Consider the following 15,284-nt stretch of genomic DNA (forward strand, 5'->3'; position numbering starts at 1 on the left):
CGGTCAAGTCCTGTCTCCGCCGCCGGTCAGCTCGACAGCCAGGCCGCGATGCTCTCGACCTTCGGCAGCCCGCCGGCATGCACCACCTTGCCGTCCACCACCACGCCCGGCGTCGAGGCGATGCCGAATTTGGCGATCTCGGCGTAGTCGGTGACCTTCTCCAGCCGGATCGGCACGCCGAGGCGGTCAGCCTCGCCCTGCATCAGTGCGGCGGTTTCGATGCAGCGCTTGCAGCCCGAACCAAGCACCTTGACGTCCTTCATGGCGTTCTCCTTCAGCCGAACAGGAAATTGAACAGATAGCCGACCGCCAGGATGCCGAGGCCGACGACGGCGACGAACACGGCGATCAGCCGGACCGTCAGCACCTTGCGCAGGATGATCAGTTCCGGCGCCGACAGCGCGGTAACGCTCATCATGAACGCCAGCGTGGTGCCGAGCGCGGCGCCCTTGCCGAGCAACGCCTCGACGACCGGAACAATCCCAGCGGCGTTGGAATACATCGGGATGCCGATCGCCACCGCGGCCGGCACCGACCACCACGCCTCGCGTCCCATGATCCCGGCGAGCAGACCTTCCGGCACCCAGCCGTGAATGCCGGCGCCGATCGCGATGCCGGCGATGATCCACGGCCACACCCGCCCGACGATGTCGCGCACCGCCTCGACCCCGGCGTCGATCCGGTCCGAGGCGCTGAGGCGTTCGGCTGCGAGCGGCGCCGCCTCGGTGCGCAGCGCCCGCACCCAATCCTCCAGCCAGCCTTCGAGATGCAGCCGGCCGATCACCATGCCGGCGACGATCGCGACCGCGAGGCCGAGCAGCAGATACAGCAGCGCCACTTTCCAGCCGAGCAGCGCCAGCAGCAGCCCGAGCGCGACCTCGTTGACCAGCGGCGCGGAGATCAGGAACGAGAACGTCCCCCCGAGTGGCACGCCGGCGCTGACGAAGCCGATGAACAGCGGCACCGCCGAGCACGAGCAGAACGGCGTCAGCACGCCGAGCCCGGCCGCGGCGACATTGCCGACGCCCTCGCGCCGCCCGGCGAGCAGCGCGCGGGTGCGCTCAGGCGAGAAGAAACTGCGCACCACGCCCATCGCGAACACGATTAGCGTCAGCAGCATCAGCACCTTGGGAGTGTCGTAGATGAAGAACGCCAGCGCCCGGGCGGTACCGCCCGCCGGATCGAGCGGAAGCTGGCGCACGATCCATTCCGAAGCCGGCGACAGCGCCGCATAGACCACTACCCACAGCACCACCAGCAGAACGGTGACGAGCAGCTTGGTGGTCACCGGGCGAGGTTTCCCGGTGAAATCGCTGGCGGTCATGCAGCCCTCGCGCGGCGCTTGCGCCGGAAGGCGAGCGCGGCCTCGACCAGCGCCACCGCTTCGGGCGACAGATTGGGAGAGCGCCGATAGCGCACCCACTGCGCGTCGCGCCGATCAGTGACCAGGCCGGCGCTGCGCAGCACCGCCATGTGCCGCGACATCCGCGACTGCGTCGCACCGAGCACGCGCATCAATTCGCAGACACAGTGCTCCTCTCCGTCCCACAAAAGCCGCAGCGCCGCGAGCCGGGTCGGATCGGCGAGCGCGTTGAGATAACAGAGTGCTTCAGTGTCCATCTCCGATAAATGCGCCTATGCGCATAAGCGGTCAAGCGCGGAGTTGCGGCGGGCGGGGCCGAGCGCCGCCCCCGCCCAGAATTTCGGCTCCGGAATCGCGCACCCGTATGCTAGTTGCGCCGATCTGTTCGGGAGCATGGAATGATCGGCAGATTGACGGGCGCGTTCGGCGGCGGTGCCTTGATCGGTACACTTGGTGGCCTGATCGGCCTCGGCGGCGCAGAGTTTCGCCTTCCGCTGCTGATCAGCAGCTTCCGCTTCGCCGCGCTTCAGGCAGTCATTCTCAACAAGGCGATGAGTCTGATCGTGGTCGCGACCGCCCTGATATTCCGCACGCGCACGGTGCCACTCGACGATCTGGCGGCGCACTGGACCGTCGTTGTCAACCTGCTGGGCGGAAGCCTGATCGGGGCATGGTTCGGCGCCGGCTGGGCGACACGCCTGAAATCGGCGTCGCTGTATCGGGTCATCGCCATCCTGTTGGTCGTGATCGCTCTGGTTCTGCTGTGGGGGCACGGCGCCGCCGGATCGCAACCGGTTCTCAGCGGCACCAGCCAGATCATCGCGGGTGTCGTGGCCGGGTTCGCAATCGGTGTGGTGGCTTCGCTGCTGGGTGTCGCCGGAGGCGAACTGCTGATTCCGACCCTGGTGCTACTGTTCGGCGCCGATATCAAACTGGCGGGCAGCCTGTCGCTCGCGGTCAGCCTGCCCACCATGATCGTCGGCTTCACACGCTACAGCCGGGACCAGAGCTTCTCGGTGCTGGATCAGAATCGCTCGTTCGTCCTGGTCATGGCGGCGGGCTCGATCGTCGGCAGCCTGATCGGCAGCCTGCTGCTCGGCGTCGTCCCGGGAGCCGCCCTGCTTCCGTTCTTGGCGGCTCTGCTGGTGCTCTCCGCCATCAAGGTGTGGCGCCACGCTGATTAGAGCGCTTTCGAACGAGCGTCGAAGCCGGCTCGCGCGAAGAAAGCGCCTCACCACAAACAACCAGAGCTTCGGTTCTTGATCCCATCAGAGCCGGAGATGCTCTGAGCCATCGATGTGGATCGGATCCGCCGGGCCGCCACACCGGTCGCCTTCGAGCTCCGAGCCTCACGAACACTCCGCCAACCCATTGACCTTTATTTCGATGATTGTAGAATTATCGAAAATGAGGCCGATGCCATGACCGACACCGCCGATATCGCCCGCTTCGCCGACATGCTCGCCGCGATGGGCACCGAGCCCAGACTCCGCATCATGCGCACGCTGCTGTCGGCGCATCCGGACGGGCTGGTGGTCGGCGAGATCGGCGACGAACTCGGCATCGCTCCGTCGACGCTGTCGCATCATCTCGACAAGCTGAAGAACGAGGGCTTGGTGCAGTCCCGCCGCGAAAGCACCTTCCTGCGCTACACCGCCAACGCCGATGCGCTGCGCGAGCTGCTGGCCTTCCTCTATGCAGAATGCTGCACCCGCTCCCGCGCGGTGCGGGCCGAAGACGTCGTCTGCTGCCCAACGGAGAACCGCAATGCCCACTGACGTGCAAGACGTGAAGGACATCGTCCGCGAGAAATACGCCAGCGCCGCGCTGAAGGTCGCCACCGGCGGCGGCGCCTCTTGCTGCGGATCGTCGGCACTGCCCGGCGCAAGCCCGATCACCAGCAATCTCTACGACGCCGCGCAGGAACAGGGCCTGCCCGCCGAGGCGATGCTGGCCTCGCTCGGCTGCGGCAACCCGACCGCGCTGGCGCAGCTGTCGCCGGGCGAGACCGTGCTCGATCTCGGCTCCGGCGGCGGCATCGACGTGCTGTTGTCGGCGCGCCGGGTCGGCCCGACCGGCAAAGCCTACGGCCTCGACATGACCGACGAGATGCTGGCGCTGGCGCGCGACAACCAGCGCAAGGCCGGCCTCGACAACGTCGAATTCCTCAAGGGCGAGATCGAGGCGATCCCCCTGCCCGACCATTCGGTCGACGTGATCATCTCGAACTGCGTCATCAACCTGTCGGGCGACAAGGACCGGGTGCTGCGCGAGGCGTTTCGGGTGCTGAAGCCGGGCGGGCGGTTCGCGGTGTCGGACGTGGTGACTCGCGGCGACATTCCAGAAGCGCTGCGCCGTGACGTGCTGCTGTGGGTCGGCTGCCTCGCCGGCGCGCTCGACGAGGCTGACTACGTTGCCCGGCTGGCCGCCGCGGGCTTCGCGCAGATCTCGATCGAGCCGACCCGCGTGTACGACATCGAGGACGCCCGCGAATTCCTCACCGGCAAGGGCATCGACGTCGACGCCCTCGCCCCGCAAATGCAGGACAAATTCTTCAGCGGCTTCGTCCGTGCCACCAAGCCCGGCGCGCACGGCGAGGCGCCGGCGCGCTGCTGCGGGTGAGACGAGACTTCTCAGCCCGTCATTGCGAGAAGCGCAGCGACGAAGCAGTCCAGTTCGGCGAGCGAAGCCTGGATTGCTTCGCTTCGCTCGCAATAACGCGGAAAGATAATGCTTCTCTCCAACCTTCAACGACGTGGTGATCGCAGTGCGGAAGCGCGGCGTCACTCGACGGGCTTCGGCTAACAGTTAACAGAGAACCGCGCCCGTCCTCGCAGCCCGCTGGCTCAGCCCTTCTTCGCCAGCCGCTTCTCGACCTTCTTGCGCGCGTTGCCGACTTTCTTGACGGCCTTCTTCACCGCGGGCGCGGAGCTGCCGGTCTTCTTGGCCTCATAGCGGACTTCGTAGTCCTGGCCGCCGGCGACACGCGCCCGGTCCTGCTTGCGTCCGCGCGCGGTGGTTTTCTTGGTGGCTTTCTTCGCAGCCATGATGGCCTCCTGCTGTTGCCAAACGACCAACGCATTCGGGAATCGCAGGTTCCGGAGAACGCTCCACCTCATCGAAACGATGACGAATTAGAAGGGCATCGGCTTCCAGCGTCATAGCCGGGTTCGTCCCACCTGCGGCCAAAGCCGCTTCGGCGCTGCGAAGGCGCGAGTGCCTGAGTGTCATTGGTTGCTGACATCGTGGAGGCCCGGACAAGCGCTGGCATGAGCAAGATCACCGGCGCGGGATCTTGGCCAGGATCCGTGCGGCTTGCGCGCTGGCAGCTTCACGGTCAACCGCATCAAGCTTGCCACAATCGGTCTTGAGATTGAGCGTATCGGAAGAGTCGACTTTCGGCGAACCGGACCCGACGATCACCATACGCCAGGCGCAGCCAGTGATCGGATTGGTACGAATGGCACCATCGCATCCGTCGCGCAGGCAAAACGCCACGTTGCGCTGGCCTTGATAATCACCACGCCATGCAAGTGGGTACCACTTACGGAACTGCTTCAGCGAGATGTTGCACCAAGTGTCAGACGCTTCACAGCTCAGTTCATAATCCGCTGCCTTCTGCGCCGCCACTGGTGCCGCGATCAGTAGAGCCGCCAAACCGATGAGAAATAATCTCATTATAAATCTCCTACCCTAATGTGGTGCAGGATAGCGCCAGGGTGCGGCGGTGAGAACGCCTACCATCGACACTTCGGTGAACGGCCGACCGAGAAAATCGCTGTTCAACGAGCGGCTAATCCTGAGCCACCGGAAAAGAGGGGCGTACGACTACGTGATCCCGCGATTTGAAAGCCAGTTCCAGCCCCAAACGCAAAGCGCCCGGCTGACAGGCCGGGCGCTTGCTAGAGGATCGCGCTGAGACGGGCGAGACTTACAGGCTGTCGCCAAAATCCTCGCGGAATTTCGCCACCAGCTTGTTCTGCCAGTCGGTCACCGGCTTGAGCAGGCCGTAGAAGAACCGCAGCACTTCCGGCTCCTCGACGAAGGTCAGGCCCTCGATCAGCTTGCGGTTGGTGTACAGCCAGGCGATGCGGTCGACCGCGTATTTGACCTGCGACAGCGTGAACACCCGGCGCGGCATGGCGAGACGCACCAGCTCCATATTGGCGTAGATCTCGCTGCCGTCGGGCTCGCGCTGTTCGGACAGCGTGCCGCGCTCCATGCCGCGGATGCCGGAGGCGACGTACAGCGCCGCCGCAAGCGCGCCGGCCGGATATTGCGACTGCGGGATGTGATCAACGAAGCGCTTGGCATCGATGTGGCAGCCGAGGCCGCCGGCCGGGGTGATCACCGGAACGCCGCGCTCGACCAGTTGCTCGACCATATAGGCGATGAACTGCGGCCCCTGGTTGATCATCTCCTCGTCCATGGTTTCTTCGAGGCCGACGGTGAGCGCTTCCATTTCGCGCACCGACATGCCGCCATAGGTGAGGAAGCCTTCATACAGCGGCACCAGCGGCCGCATCTTCTCGTACAGCGCGCGGTCGCGGATGCAGATGCCGCCGCCGCGGGCGCAGCCAAGCTTGCGCGCCGAGAAGTAGATGATGTCGCAGAGGTCGGCGGTGCGGCGGGTGATCTCGCGGATCGACAGCGTCTTGCAGTGATCTTCGCGGGTCTTGTTGAAATACAAATTGTCCGCCAGCAGGCTGGCGTCGAGCACCAGCGGAACGCCGTGCTCCTTGCAGACGTTGCTGACGTCGGCGAGGTTCTGCAGCGACACCGGCTGGCCACCGATCAGGTTGGTGCCGCTCTCCATCCGGACGAAGCCGACATTGGCGGCGCCGACCTTCTCGATCACCGCGCGCAGCTTGGCGATGTCCATGTTGCCCTTGAACGGGTTGGCGCTGGTCACTTCGAGGCCGGCGTCGGTCACCAGTTCCTCCACCGTGCCGCCCTGCAGCACGATGTGCGCCTTGGTGGTGGTGAAGTGATAGTTCATCGGCACGACTTTGCCGGGGGTGACGAACACCTTGGCGAGGATGTGCTCGCAGGCGCGGCCCTGATGGGTCGGCAGGAAGTAGTGCATGCCGAAGATGTCGCGCAGCTTGTCTTCGAGCCGAGTGTAGGTGGCACTGCCGGCGTAGGAGTCGTCGGCGGTCAGCATCGCGGCCTGCTGGCGGTCGCTCATCGCGTTGACGCCACTGTCGGTCAGCATGTCGAGGAAGACGTCGTCGTTCTTCAGCAGGAAGGTGTTGTTGCCGGCCTCGGTGATCTTCTCCAGGCGGCGCTCGACCGGGGGCAGGTTGAGTTTCTGTACGATCCGCACCTTGTGCATCTCGAGCGGCACCGCCTCGTTGCCGAAAAACTTCACTGTCGCCATGTCGTCAAACTCCCCCGACCCTTGCCCGCACCGCGCGGGGGCCTTGGCTTATCGGGCAGGCGGGCTTTCTCAATTGCGCTTGATCAAACGATCCGGTGCGCGGCCGGCGGCCCGCTGGGCGGACAGGCGAAACAAATCCCTACTGCGACGAAACCAAATCCATCGGTCGGCGAAAACGTCCGGAAACGGATGGTGGAGTACTGGTAACGCCAACAAGTCGCCGAAAAGGCGTCGAGGCGAACGAACAGAGCACCCACAGGGGGACCCGACATGATCCGTTTTCCGCGCACCAGCCGTGCCGCCACGGTCGCCATCGTCGCGATCGGGACCATTGCCATCGCCGCGCCCGCGAATGCGGCGCAGCCGGCGCCCTTCCCGTTCCTGCCCTTCCTGCCGCAGCCGGCGGCGATGCAGCCGCTGGCCTACGCGCCGGTCGAACAGACCGCACCGCAGTCCCAGATCGCGCCGCAGGATGACGAGGACGGCACCGTCGCCGAATTGCCGGCACGGCTGAAGCGCCAGATCGTCGCCTATCAGACCCGCGAAGCCCCTGGCACCATCGTCGTTGATACGCCCAATACCTATCTGTACTACGTGCTCGGCGGTGGCCGTGCGATCCGGTACGGTATCGGGGTCGGCCGCGACGGCTTCACCTGGTCGGGCGTCAAGTCGGTCGCCAGAAAGGCGGAGTGGCCGGATTGGACTCCGCCGCCGGAAATGATCGCCCGCCAGCCCTATCTGCCGCGCCACATGGCCGGCGGCCCCGGCAATCCGCTCGGCGCCCGCGCGATGTATCTCGGCGGCACGGTGTATCGTATCCACGGTACCAACGCGCCGTCGACGATCGGCACTCACGTCTCCTCTGGCTGCATCCGGCTGACCAACGAGGACGTCAAGGATCTGTATTCGCGGGTCGCCGTCGGCGCCAAGGTGATCGTGCTGCCCGACAACCGCCGCGCCGCCGATGCCGGCACTGGACGCCGTGGCTGAGTTCTCCACGGCGGTAAGCGATTAGTTAATTCAAAACGCGCGGTCTCATCGGAGGCCGCGCGTTGCTGCGTCAGCCGTCTATCGCGGCTCATCGCCGACGTTGTCAGCTAACCGTCAGGACGGCGGAACTATCAGTTCTCCTGGTCGCGGCCATTCGCTCTGTACGCCGCTACGAAAGGGGGGACTCTGATGAACAAGCCGATCGAATCCTCGGCCCTGTTGTCGCGCCGGCGCCTGCTCGGTATCGCCGGCCTGACGCTGGCAGCGACCTGCACTACCGTCACGACCGGCCGGGCGCAGCCGGCCGCCGGGTGTTCGGCGGTGATCCCGCGAAAATCATCGCAGCAGGATGCCCGCTTCGCCGCGACCGCGACCTCCGGGCGGCGCTGCGGCTCCTGCCGGTTCTATCAGGCACCCAACCAGTGCCTGGTGGTCGAAGGTCCGGTCAGCGCGGATTCGGTGTGCAATCTGTGGGCACAGCGCGGTGGCGCACTGGGCTGCGAGCCCGACGGGCCGATCCGGCTGTAATTTTCGGCAACACTCCGCCGCATCTGCGGCGCCGTTGCCGGCAATATCGCGGCGGTTCGCAGACCTTTCCACGGCTCGGCGACCCGCGGGACTGGCGCGGCTGGCGCCCCCCGCCCCCGGCCTGTATTGTCCCGGCCGTTCCGGCCCGGGGTTTCGATGCGTTTCGTCAAGTTTGGATTGGTAGCACTCGCGATCGTCGCGATTTCATTCACGGTCACGCTGAAGGCGTTCGACTGGCTGGCGCCGCGCGCCATCTCGCCGCCGAGCCTGCAGGCGCTGCCGCCATTGCCGCCGATCCGGCAGTCCACCGTGGTGGTGCCGGTGTCGGTGCCGCTCGGCACCATCCGCGATCTGGTCGACGCCGTCGCGCCGCGTACGTTCTCGGGCAAAGCCAACAACCCGCTGTCGCAATATGTGCAGAACGCCGACATCCAGTGGACCGCGACGCGCGGCGCGGTGACGGTGCGCGGCGCCAAGGATCAGCTCACCATCACCTCGCCGCTCACCGGCACGGTGAACGCCAAGGGCTCGCTGTCGGCCAACACCCAGTCCAAGGTCGACGAGACCCTCGGCCGGCTGCTCGGCAACAAGGTCGCCAAGCAGATCGGCGTCAACATCAAGTCGTTCAACGCCAACGGTGAGCTCAAGGGTACGATCGCGATCAGCGCGCGGCCGCAGGTGCTGCCGAACTGGCATGTCGATCCGCATCTCGATGCCGAAGTCGCGCTGTCGGATTCCGGCGTCTCGGTCGGCGGCGTGCGCATCGACGTGCCGCAGCAGGTCAAGCCGGTGATCGACAAGGCGATCGCCGATCAGCTCGGCGTGCTCGAGCGGCAGATCCGCGACGACAGTGCGCTGGAGCGCAGCGCGCGGCGCGAATGGGACCGGCTATGCCGCTCGGTGCCGCTGCAGGGCGCCGGCATCCCGAACGGCTTCTTCCTGGAGATCCGCCCGACCCGGGCGCTGGCAGCCCAGCCGCAGGTCGATGCCGCAGCCGCCACGCTCACGCTCGGCATCGTCGCCGACACCCGCATCACCGCCGGTCCGACCAAGCCGCAATGCCCGTTCCCGCCGGCGCTGCAGATGGTCGCGCCGGACACCGCCGGCGTCAAAGTCGCGGTGCCGATCGACATCCCGTTCCAGGAGCTCGACCGCATCCTCGAAGCGCAGTTCGTCGGCAAGACCTTCCCGGAGGGCGACAGCCGCGCCGCAATCACGGTGAAGCGCGCCAAGCTCGCCGCCAGCGGCGACCGGCTGCTGATCTCGCTCCTGGTCGATGCCAAGGAGAACCGCAGCTTCTTCGGCTTCGGCACCGAGGCGACGTTGCACATCTGGGGCCGTCCGACGCTGGATCAGGAAGACCAGACGCTGCGGCTGTCCGACATCAAGCTGGCGGTCGAATCCGAAGCCGCGTTCGGCCTGCTCGGCGACACCGCCCGCGCCGCGGTGCCGTATCTGGAGAAGGCAATCGCTGACAAGGCGGTGATCGACCTCAAGCCGGAATCCACCAACATCCAGCGCCGCGTCGGCAACATGATCGCCACCTACCAGCGCAACGAAGACGGCCTGCGGATTTCGTCGGAGATCTCCAGCCTGCGGCTGTCGGACCTGGTGTTCGACTCCAACATGCTGCGGATCACCGCGGAGGCCAACGGAATCCTCGAAGTCAAGGTGACCCGGCTCAAGCCGCCGGAATTGCCGAAGCCGGCGCCGCGCTGAAACGCCATCGACTGATCTCGATGACTGATCTCGACACGCACAAACGCCGCCGGGGAAGCCCGGCGGCGTTCGCGTCTTCAGACGAACTGGTCGCTTACTTGGAGTACTTGAACTCCGGCATCGACTTCAGCTGATCCTTGGTGGCATTCAGCACCGCGTGGTCCGGATACCAACGATCCGCATTGTTCGCGGCCGTGGTCGAAGTTGCCGCGCCGGTGGTGGTGCCGGCCGGCGATGCGGTCGAGGTGCCCGAGCCCGCCGGAGTGGTCTGGCTGTTCATCGCGGTGTTGGACGAAACCGGCGTGTTGACCCACTGCAGCTTGTCGAAGGTTACCGCGACATCGCGCTGGCCGACGCCGAGGAAGCCGCCGACGCCGATCACGACGCCCTGAATGCGGCCTTCGCTATCGATCAGCATTTCGCTGATGTCGCCGAGCTTCTCGTTACCCTGGTTGTAGACGTTGACGCCGATCAGCTTCGAGGCGCGCCACTGACCCATGTGCTGCGACTCGGACGCAGAGGTCGACTTCGACATCGTGCGGTTGCTGTCCGCCGGCGCCGGAGTCTGCGCGTAGGCAGCGGTGGCGAGCAGCGTGGAGCTCAGCAGGCCGGCGATGATCGTGTTGGCTTTCATAGGATTGCCCTCTTTGCTTGTGAATGGTGCCTACAGAACCGCGGACTCCACGCTGCGTTCCCCCAATCGAACTTTTTTTAGCGCCACACGCCGCACCAAACGATTAGTTCGCAAACAAATGACGAGTTCCAACGAGTCACCCGGTTCCGCGGGCGCAACGATGACGGCAGGATGTCGGCTGCAATAAGCGACCCGGAATAAAAAGAGCGCATCCCCTTGCACCGCAGCGAAGGGAATGCGCTCGAACCGACGGCGTCACACAGTCGGATACAGAACGATAGAACAGTCTCAGGTCTGATAGTTGATCAGCAGTGCCGTGAACGAGCCCGACGCGGCGGCGGAGCCGCTGGCACTGTAGGCATTCGCGGTCGAGGATTTCTGATCCTGCAGCAGTTGCAAGAATTGCTTCAGAATGTCGCTGATGTCCGACGACGATGAATCCGTCGAGGTGCTGGACGACGACGCGCTGGTGCCGTCATCCGGCGGCGGACCACCCGCACCGCCGCCTGGAGGCGGCCCACCGGCGAAAGTGTTCTTGAACACGTTCTGCAGCTCGGTGGCCTGGTCGGTGGTCAGCTTGCCGCTCGAGACTTCGCTGGCGATCAGGTCGTCGATCTTGGATTTCAGATCGGTCGGGCGCGAATCCGAGCTGCTGCTGGAGCGGCTGCTCTGCAGCGACGAGTCGATGTCTTGCAGCGCCGACGACAGCGCGTCGGCGTCGCTGGATTTCACGGTACCGGACGAGACTTCCGACGCGAGCTCCTTTTGCAGGAGTTGCAGCGGTGACAGATAACTGCTGCCGCCTGCGGCAGCGGAGGAAATGGCGGTCATGGGGCAGGCTCCGGGTTTGGATCGAAGCCGACGCTATGGTTAATGGATTAACAAGACCTTCGCCAAAGGCTTGAGTTAGTTGCGGGTTTTTGCCGAGAGGCAGGTAGAAACAATCGGAAACAAGATTCTCTGCTACAGTCCCGGCAAAACATCGCAAAACCCCTGCCATGAGCACCGCACCACCATCGATTCTCGTCGTCGAGGACGACCGCGAGACCCGCGCGCTGATCGCCAAATATCTCCGCGCCAACAACTGCAACGTCGCCACCGCCGCGGACGGCCGCGAGATGGAGCGCTGGATCGCCGATCATCGCGTCGATCTGGTCGTGCTCGACGTGATGCTGCCGGGCGAGGACGGGCTCAGCCTGTGCCGGAAGATCCGCGCCAATTCGGCGCTGCCGATCATCATGCTGACCGCGCGGGGCGACGACGTCGACCGCATCCTCGGCCTCGAGATGGGCGCCGACGATTACTTGCCGAAGCCGTTCAATCCGCGCGAACTGCTGGCACGGATTCGCTCGGTGCTGCGCCGGCAGGCGAGCGCCGTCACCGCCAGCGCCACACCCGGCGCCACCACGCTCGGCTTCCTCGGCTGGCGGATGGATTGCCGGCGGCGCGAACTACGCAATCCCGACGGCGCGCTGGTGGCGATGACCAGTGCCGAATTCGACCTGCTGCAGGCGCTGTGCGAGCGGGCCGGCCGGGTGCTGTCGCGCGAGGCGCTGCTCGATCTCACCCACGGCCGCAACGTCGGCGCATTCGAGCGCTCGATCGACGTGCTGATCAGCCGCATCCGCCGCAAGATCGAACCCGATCCGCGCGAAGCGACGCTGATCAAGACGGTGCGGGCCGGCGGCTACGTGTTCACGCCGGAGGTCGAAACCGCATGAGCCTGCGCACGCGGCTGGCGGCGCTCGGATTCGGCCTCAAGCCGGATGGCATCCGCGGCCAGATCGCGATCCTGGTGCTGGCCTCGATCATCGCCAGCCACATCATCATCGCGGCGGCGTTCTTCGCCAACCGGCCGGACATGCCGCGACCGCCGGTGCTGCCCGAGCCGCATCAACTCTATGAATTCGCCGAACTGATCGGGCGCACCCCGGCGGCGGAACGCCCGCAGCTGATCACCACCGTCGCGGCCGCCTTCCCGCAGCTCGAACTCGCGGCCACCACAGCCGTGGCTCGTCCGCACGACGGCGCCTGGACGCCGCATCAGATCGACTATCTGCGCCGGCATCTGGGGCCGGACTATCGCGTCGACCTTGCCGGCGACGACCGGATGGTTATCACCCTGCCCGGCGGCGATGCGATCAGCGCACGGCTGCCGCCGGAGAGGCGTCGGCCGGTGCTGGGCAATCCGTGGATGGCGTCGCTGCTGATCGGCGTGGTCAGCCTCGCGCTGCTCGGGCTGTGGGCCGCACGCACACTGGCGGCGCCGCTGTCGGCGTTCGCCACCGCGGCCGAGACCTTCAGCCTGGATAGTTCGGACGCGCCGCTGCCGGAGCGCGGACCGGCCGAGATCCGTTCGCTGGCGCGGGCGTTGAACCGGATGCGCGAGCGCATCACCACGCTGATCGAAGATCGCACCCGGATGCTGGCGGCAATCAGCCATGATCTGCGCACGCCGATCACCCGGATGCGGCTGCGCGCCGAATTCATCGAGGACGATCACCAGCGCACCCAGACGCTGCACGATCTCGACCAGATGGGCGCGATGCTGACCGCGGTGCTGACCTTCCTGCGCGATGGTGCCACCCGGGATGCACCGACCCTGATCGACCTCGCCAGCGCGATGCAGCTGATCACTGATCAATTCGCCGATATCGGTGCCAAGGTCGCGTATCAGGGCCCCGAGCACGCGATGGCGATGGCGCGGCCCGGCGACCTGCATCGCGCGGTCACCAACCTGGTTGAAAACGCGGTGCGGTTCGGCACCGAAGTGACGATCCGGCTGGCGCTGGATCAGGATCAGATCATCATCGAGGTCGAAGACGACGGCCCGGGCATTGCGGATGCCGACAAGGACAGTGTGATGCAGCCGTTCGTGCGCGGCGACGACGCCCGCAACATGGACGACAGCTCCTCGTTCGGCCTCGGCCTGTCGATTGCCCGCGCCATCGCCCGCGGCCACGGCGGCGAGCTGTCACTACACACCCGGACGCCGCACGGCCTGATTGCGCGCATCACCCTGCCCCGCCGGCCCCCGAGCCGCGCGGCCTGAGCGACGCTTCCGACGATATCAGCGGGGCGGATTGATCACCGGCGTCGTGCGCGGCGCGCCGGGCTTGCGCTGGTGGATCACCGCAAGGTCGTCGGCATAGACCTTCTGCCAGCCCTTGGTACGGTCGAGCAGCTTGGCTGCGGGGCTGTTGGGGATCAGCAGCGTCGCGTCGACGGCGTAAGCATCGAGCAGGCGGAACAGCTTGTCGGGGGCGCGCAGCCGGACCGCATCGTCGTGATCGACCACGAGCGTTTCGCCGAACAGTTCGGTGCGGCCGTCGATGAAGGTCGGCACGCCATTGGCGATCAGATAGCCGCCGAAGCTGTAGTCGTTGAACACCCGCTTGACGCCGAGCCGCTTCAGCTCGGCGACGGCCGCCTGCGGCGCAAACAACGAGCGCGGCGCGAAGCTGTGCCACGTCGCGAACGCCAGCGTGCCGCCGATCGCCAGCGCCAGCAGCGCGGCGGTGAGGCCGCGCGACGACGGCGCCGCTCCGGCCGGCGCCGCGACGCCGCATTGCGCGGCCAGCGGCGCGGCGAGCACCAGCGGCGCCAGCAGCGCCAACAGTTCGAGATTGCGGCTGTGGCTCAGCGCCATGTGGATGAGGCCGAGCAGGATCAGGATGCGCACCGGCGGCAGCGTTACGCCGCGCAGCAGCGCCAGCCCGAGGCCGCCGAGCAAGGTGATCTCGAGTACGCCGATCTGCGAGAAATCCTCCGGCGCCCATTCGCCGATCCGGCTCAGCGCCTCACCGAGCGACAGGATCTTGCGCGACGCCAGGATCGAGTCCCAGCCATACGGCGTGATACATCCGGCGGCGAGCGCGAGCACGCCGAACAGCGCCCAGCGCAGCAGCAGCGCGACGCGTCGTGGCCGCTCGGCGGACAGCACGGCATCGAGCGCGAACGGCGCGACCAGCGCGATGCCGAACACGAAGCCGCCGTGCAGATTGGCCCAGAGCGTGATCAACGGCAGCGTCCACAATGGCGGCACGTCGCGGCGGTCGGCAGCGCCGACCAGGGCGCCGACCCAGGCCAGCATCACCGGCATTGCCAGCACGTGCGGCCGCGCCAGCATATGCGGCGCAGCCAGCGCCAGCGCGGCGGCGGCGAAGATCACGGTGGCGGTGTCGTTGAGCCGCGCGCCGAGCAGCCGTGCCAGCAGATAGAACGTGCCGCCGAGCGCCGCCGCCGTCATCACCACCGGCCCGGCCCAACCGGCGAACTGATAGCTCGCCGCGAACGCGACCTGCGCCAGCCACTGCGTCGAGATCCATGGCTGGCCGGCCATCGTGAACGAGTAGCTGTCGGTCCACGGCACCGCGCGGTGATCGATGATCCACTGCCCGATCGTCACCTGCCACAGCGTATCGGGATCGTTCAGCAGCCGGTCGCCGGAGATCAGCAGTAGCACATAGACGCCGAGCCCGATCGCCAGCGGCAACAGCCGCGGCCTGGCGAGGCTGATCTGGTTGGCGTCGGCAACGGTGATGGTCATGCAGCGGCGCTCGCTTGCAGGTTGCGGCTGCGGCGATCCAACACGCCCGCGGATAATTTGGCGTAAACCGGAACTCCGACACCGCGGCTCCATGGTCCGGAATTCGCCCGGCGAGGAACCC

17 protein-coding genes are annotated in these 15,284 nt (G+C 66.3%); 8 read left to right on the plus strand and 9 right to left on the minus strand.

Translation table 11 applies throughout. The features are described 5' to 3' along the window. Nucleotides 1–26: 26 nt before the first annotated feature. Genes HZF03_RS17965 through HZF03_RS17975 form a run of 3 tightly spaced genes read right to left on the minus strand, consistent with a single transcriptional unit; the run spans nucleotide 27 to nucleotide 1,620 of the window. Entirely contained in the window at nucleotides 27–263 is a 237-nt protein-coding gene (locus tag HZF03_RS17965) for a thioredoxin family protein (RefSeq protein WP_119019833.1), read from the minus strand. A gap of 11 nt (nucleotides 264–274) precedes the next feature. After that, complete coding sequence (locus HZF03_RS17970) at nucleotides 275–1,324, minus strand: permease (RefSeq protein WP_119019832.1); 1,050 nt, start codon at nucleotides 1,322–1,324, stop codon at nucleotides 275–277. Then, nucleotides 1,321–1,620, minus strand: coding sequence for an ArsR/SmtB family transcription factor (locus HZF03_RS17975; RefSeq protein ID WP_011159099.1), 300 nt, complete (start codon nucleotides 1,618–1,620; stop codon nucleotides 1,321–1,323). Before HZF03_RS17975 ends, HZF03_RS17970 begins: the two co-directional genes overlap by 4 nt. Nucleotides 1,621–1,761: 141 nt before the next feature. Here HZF03_RS17975 and HZF03_RS17980 point away from each other — a divergent pair, with 141 nt between their 5' ends. The 3 genes from HZF03_RS17980 to HZF03_RS17990 all read left to right on the plus strand — a co-directional run bounded on the left by HZF03_RS17980 (nucleotide 1,762) and on the right by HZF03_RS17990 (nucleotide 3,985). Beyond that, nucleotides 1,762–2,547, plus strand: a complete 786-nt coding sequence (locus HZF03_RS17980) for a sulfite exporter TauE/SafE family protein (protein ID WP_119019831.1) — start codon at nucleotides 1,762–1,764, stop codon at nucleotides 2,545–2,547. A gap of 237 nt (nucleotides 2,548–2,784) precedes the next feature. Beyond that, the gene (locus HZF03_RS17985; RefSeq protein WP_012496993.1) at nucleotides 2,785–3,141 is read left to right on the plus strand and encodes an ArsR/SmtB family transcription factor; all 357 of its coding nucleotides are present in this window, start codon (nucleotides 2,785–2,787) and stop codon (nucleotides 3,139–3,141) included. Next, nucleotides 3,131–3,985 carry an arsenite methyltransferase gene (locus HZF03_RS17990; protein WP_119019830.1) on the plus strand — a complete coding sequence of 285 codons (855 nt, stop codon included), beginning with the start codon at nucleotides 3,131–3,133 and terminating at the stop codon, nucleotides 3,983–3,985. Before HZF03_RS17985 ends, HZF03_RS17990 begins: the two co-directional genes overlap by 11 nt. Before the next feature lie 224 nt (nucleotides 3,986–4,209). Here the strand turns inward: HZF03_RS17990 and HZF03_RS17995 are convergent, their stop codons facing one another. The 3 genes from HZF03_RS17995 to HZF03_RS18005 all read right to left on the minus strand — a co-directional run bounded on the left by HZF03_RS17995 (nucleotide 4,210) and on the right by HZF03_RS18005 (nucleotide 6,743). Beyond that, the gene (locus HZF03_RS17995) at nucleotides 4,210–4,410 is read right to left on the minus strand and encodes a DUF3606 domain-containing protein (protein WP_012496995.1); all 201 of its coding nucleotides are present in this window, start codon (nucleotides 4,408–4,410) and stop codon (nucleotides 4,210–4,212) included. Between the two features lie 232 nt (nucleotides 4,411–4,642). After that, nucleotides 4,643–5,041, minus strand: coding sequence for a hypothetical protein (locus HZF03_RS18000; protein ID WP_012496996.1), 399 nt, complete (start codon nucleotides 5,039–5,041; stop codon nucleotides 4,643–4,645). A gap of 253 nt (nucleotides 5,042–5,294) precedes the next feature. Continuing rightward, nucleotides 5,295–6,743, minus strand: a complete 1,449-nt coding sequence (locus HZF03_RS18005) for a tryptophanase (RefSeq protein WP_012496997.1) — start codon at nucleotides 6,741–6,743, stop codon at nucleotides 5,295–5,297. A gap of 270 nt (nucleotides 6,744–7,013) precedes the next feature. Between HZF03_RS18005 and HZF03_RS18010 the strand changes: the two genes are divergently transcribed. From HZF03_RS18010 to HZF03_RS18020, 3 genes are all read left to right on the plus strand, one after another. Then, complete coding sequence (locus HZF03_RS18010; protein WP_119019829.1) at nucleotides 7,014–7,733, plus strand: L,D-transpeptidase; 720 nt, start codon at nucleotides 7,014–7,016, stop codon at nucleotides 7,731–7,733. 189 nt (nucleotides 7,734–7,922) lie between these two features. Continuing rightward, a complete protein-coding gene (locus HZF03_RS18015) occupies nucleotides 7,923–8,261 on the plus strand; it encodes a hypothetical protein (protein WP_119019828.1) in 339 nt (112 codons plus the stop codon). A gap of 156 nt (nucleotides 8,262–8,417) precedes the next feature. Then, the gene (locus HZF03_RS18020) at nucleotides 8,418–9,980 is read left to right on the plus strand and encodes a DUF4403 family protein (RefSeq protein ID WP_011159107.1); all 1,563 of its coding nucleotides are present in this window, start codon (nucleotides 8,418–8,420) and stop codon (nucleotides 9,978–9,980) included. A gap of 94 nt (nucleotides 9,981–10,074) precedes the next feature. On the opposite strand, the gene HZF03_RS18025 is transcribed toward HZF03_RS18020, so the two are convergent. Both HZF03_RS18025 and HZF03_RS18030 read right to left on the minus strand, forming a co-directional pair. Then, entirely contained in the window at nucleotides 10,075–10,614 is a 540-nt protein-coding gene (locus HZF03_RS18025) for a PRC-barrel domain-containing protein (RefSeq protein ID WP_119019827.1), read from the minus strand. Nucleotides 10,615–10,902: 288 nt separating this feature from the next. Beyond that, nucleotides 10,903–11,445 carry a hypothetical protein gene (locus HZF03_RS18030; protein ID WP_119019826.1) on the minus strand — a complete coding sequence of 181 codons (543 nt, stop codon included), beginning with the start codon at nucleotides 11,443–11,445 and terminating at the stop codon, nucleotides 10,903–10,905. Nucleotides 11,446–11,612: 167 nt separating this feature from the next. On the opposite strand from HZF03_RS18030, the gene HZF03_RS18035 reads away from it, so the two are divergent. Beyond that, entirely contained in the window at nucleotides 11,613–12,335 is a 723-nt protein-coding gene (locus tag HZF03_RS18035; protein ID WP_011159110.1) for a response regulator, read from the plus strand. Then, entirely contained in the window at nucleotides 12,332–13,666 is a 1,335-nt protein-coding gene (locus tag HZF03_RS18040; RefSeq protein WP_119019825.1) for an ATP-binding protein, read from the plus strand. The genes HZF03_RS18035 and HZF03_RS18040 overlap by 4 nt, the downstream gene beginning before the upstream one ends. An 18-nt stretch (nucleotides 13,667–13,684) precedes the next feature. On the opposite strand, the gene HZF03_RS18045 is transcribed toward HZF03_RS18040, so the two are convergent. Next, nucleotides 13,685–15,163: a hypothetical protein gene (locus tag HZF03_RS18045; RefSeq protein ID WP_179906184.1), complete on the minus strand. Its 1,479-nt coding sequence runs from the start codon at nucleotides 15,161–15,163 to the stop codon at nucleotides 13,685–13,687. Nucleotides 15,164–15,284: the final 121 nt, after the last annotated feature.

This window comes from Rhodopseudomonas palustris (assembly GCF_013415845.1).
Taxonomy (GTDB): domain Bacteria; phylum Pseudomonadota; class Alphaproteobacteria; order Rhizobiales; family Xanthobacteraceae; genus Rhodopseudomonas; species Rhodopseudomonas palustris_F.

Coding starts and splice junctions, on each gene's coding strand:
- HZF03_RS18010 (WP_119019829.1), top strand. CDS start 7,014: ATGATCCGTTTTCCGCGCACCAGCCGTGCCGCCACGGTCGCCATCGTC.
- HZF03_RS18025 (WP_119019827.1), bottom strand. CDS start 10,614: ATGAAAGCCAACACGATCATCGCCGGCCTGCTGAGCTCCACGCTGCTC.
- HZF03_RS18015 (WP_119019828.1), top strand. CDS start 7,923: ATGAACAAGCCGATCGAATCCTCGGCCCTGTTGTCGCGCCGGCGCCTG.
- HZF03_RS18030 (WP_119019826.1), bottom strand. CDS start 11,445: ATGACCGCCATTTCCTCCGCTGCCGCAGGCGGCAGCAGTTATCTGTCA.
- HZF03_RS17980 (WP_119019831.1), top strand. CDS start 1,762: ATGATCGGCAGATTGACGGGCGCGTTCGGCGGCGGTGCCTTGATCGGT.
- HZF03_RS17995 (WP_012496995.1), bottom strand. CDS start 4,410: ATGGCTGCGAAGAAAGCCACCAAGAAAACCACCGCGCGCGGACGCAAG.
- HZF03_RS18035 (WP_011159110.1), top strand. CDS start 11,613: ATGAGCACCGCACCACCATCGATTCTCGTCGTCGAGGACGACCGCGAG.
- HZF03_RS18045 (WP_179906184.1), bottom strand. CDS start 15,163: ATGACCATCACCGTTGCCGACGCCAACCAGATCAGCCTCGCCAGGCCG.
- HZF03_RS17975 (WP_011159099.1), bottom strand. CDS start 1,620: ATGGACACTGAAGCACTCTGTTATCTCAACGCGCTCGCCGATCCGACC.
- HZF03_RS17965 (WP_119019833.1), bottom strand. CDS start 263: ATGAAGGACGTCAAGGTGCTTGGTTCGGGCTGCAAGCGCTGCATCGAA.
- HZF03_RS18020 (WP_011159107.1), top strand. CDS start 8,418: ATGCGTTTCGTCAAGTTTGGATTGGTAGCACTCGCGATCGTCGCGATT.
- HZF03_RS17985 (WP_012496993.1), top strand. CDS start 2,785: ATGACCGACACCGCCGATATCGCCCGCTTCGCCGACATGCTCGCCGCG.
- HZF03_RS18000 (WP_012496996.1), bottom strand. CDS start 5,041: ATGAGATTATTTCTCATCGGTTTGGCGGCTCTACTGATCGCGGCACCA.
- HZF03_RS17970 (WP_119019832.1), bottom strand. CDS start 1,324: ATGACCGCCAGCGATTTCACCGGGAAACCTCGCCCGGTGACCACCAAG.
- HZF03_RS18040 (WP_119019825.1), top strand. CDS start 12,332: ATGAGCCTGCGCACGCGGCTGGCGGCGCTCGGATTCGGCCTCAAGCCG.
- HZF03_RS17990 (WP_119019830.1), top strand. CDS start 3,131: ATGCCCACTGACGTGCAAGACGTGAAGGACATCGTCCGCGAGAAATAC.
- HZF03_RS18005 (WP_012496997.1), bottom strand. CDS start 6,743: ATGGCGACAGTGAAGTTTTTCGGCAACGAGGCGGTGCCGCTCGAGATG.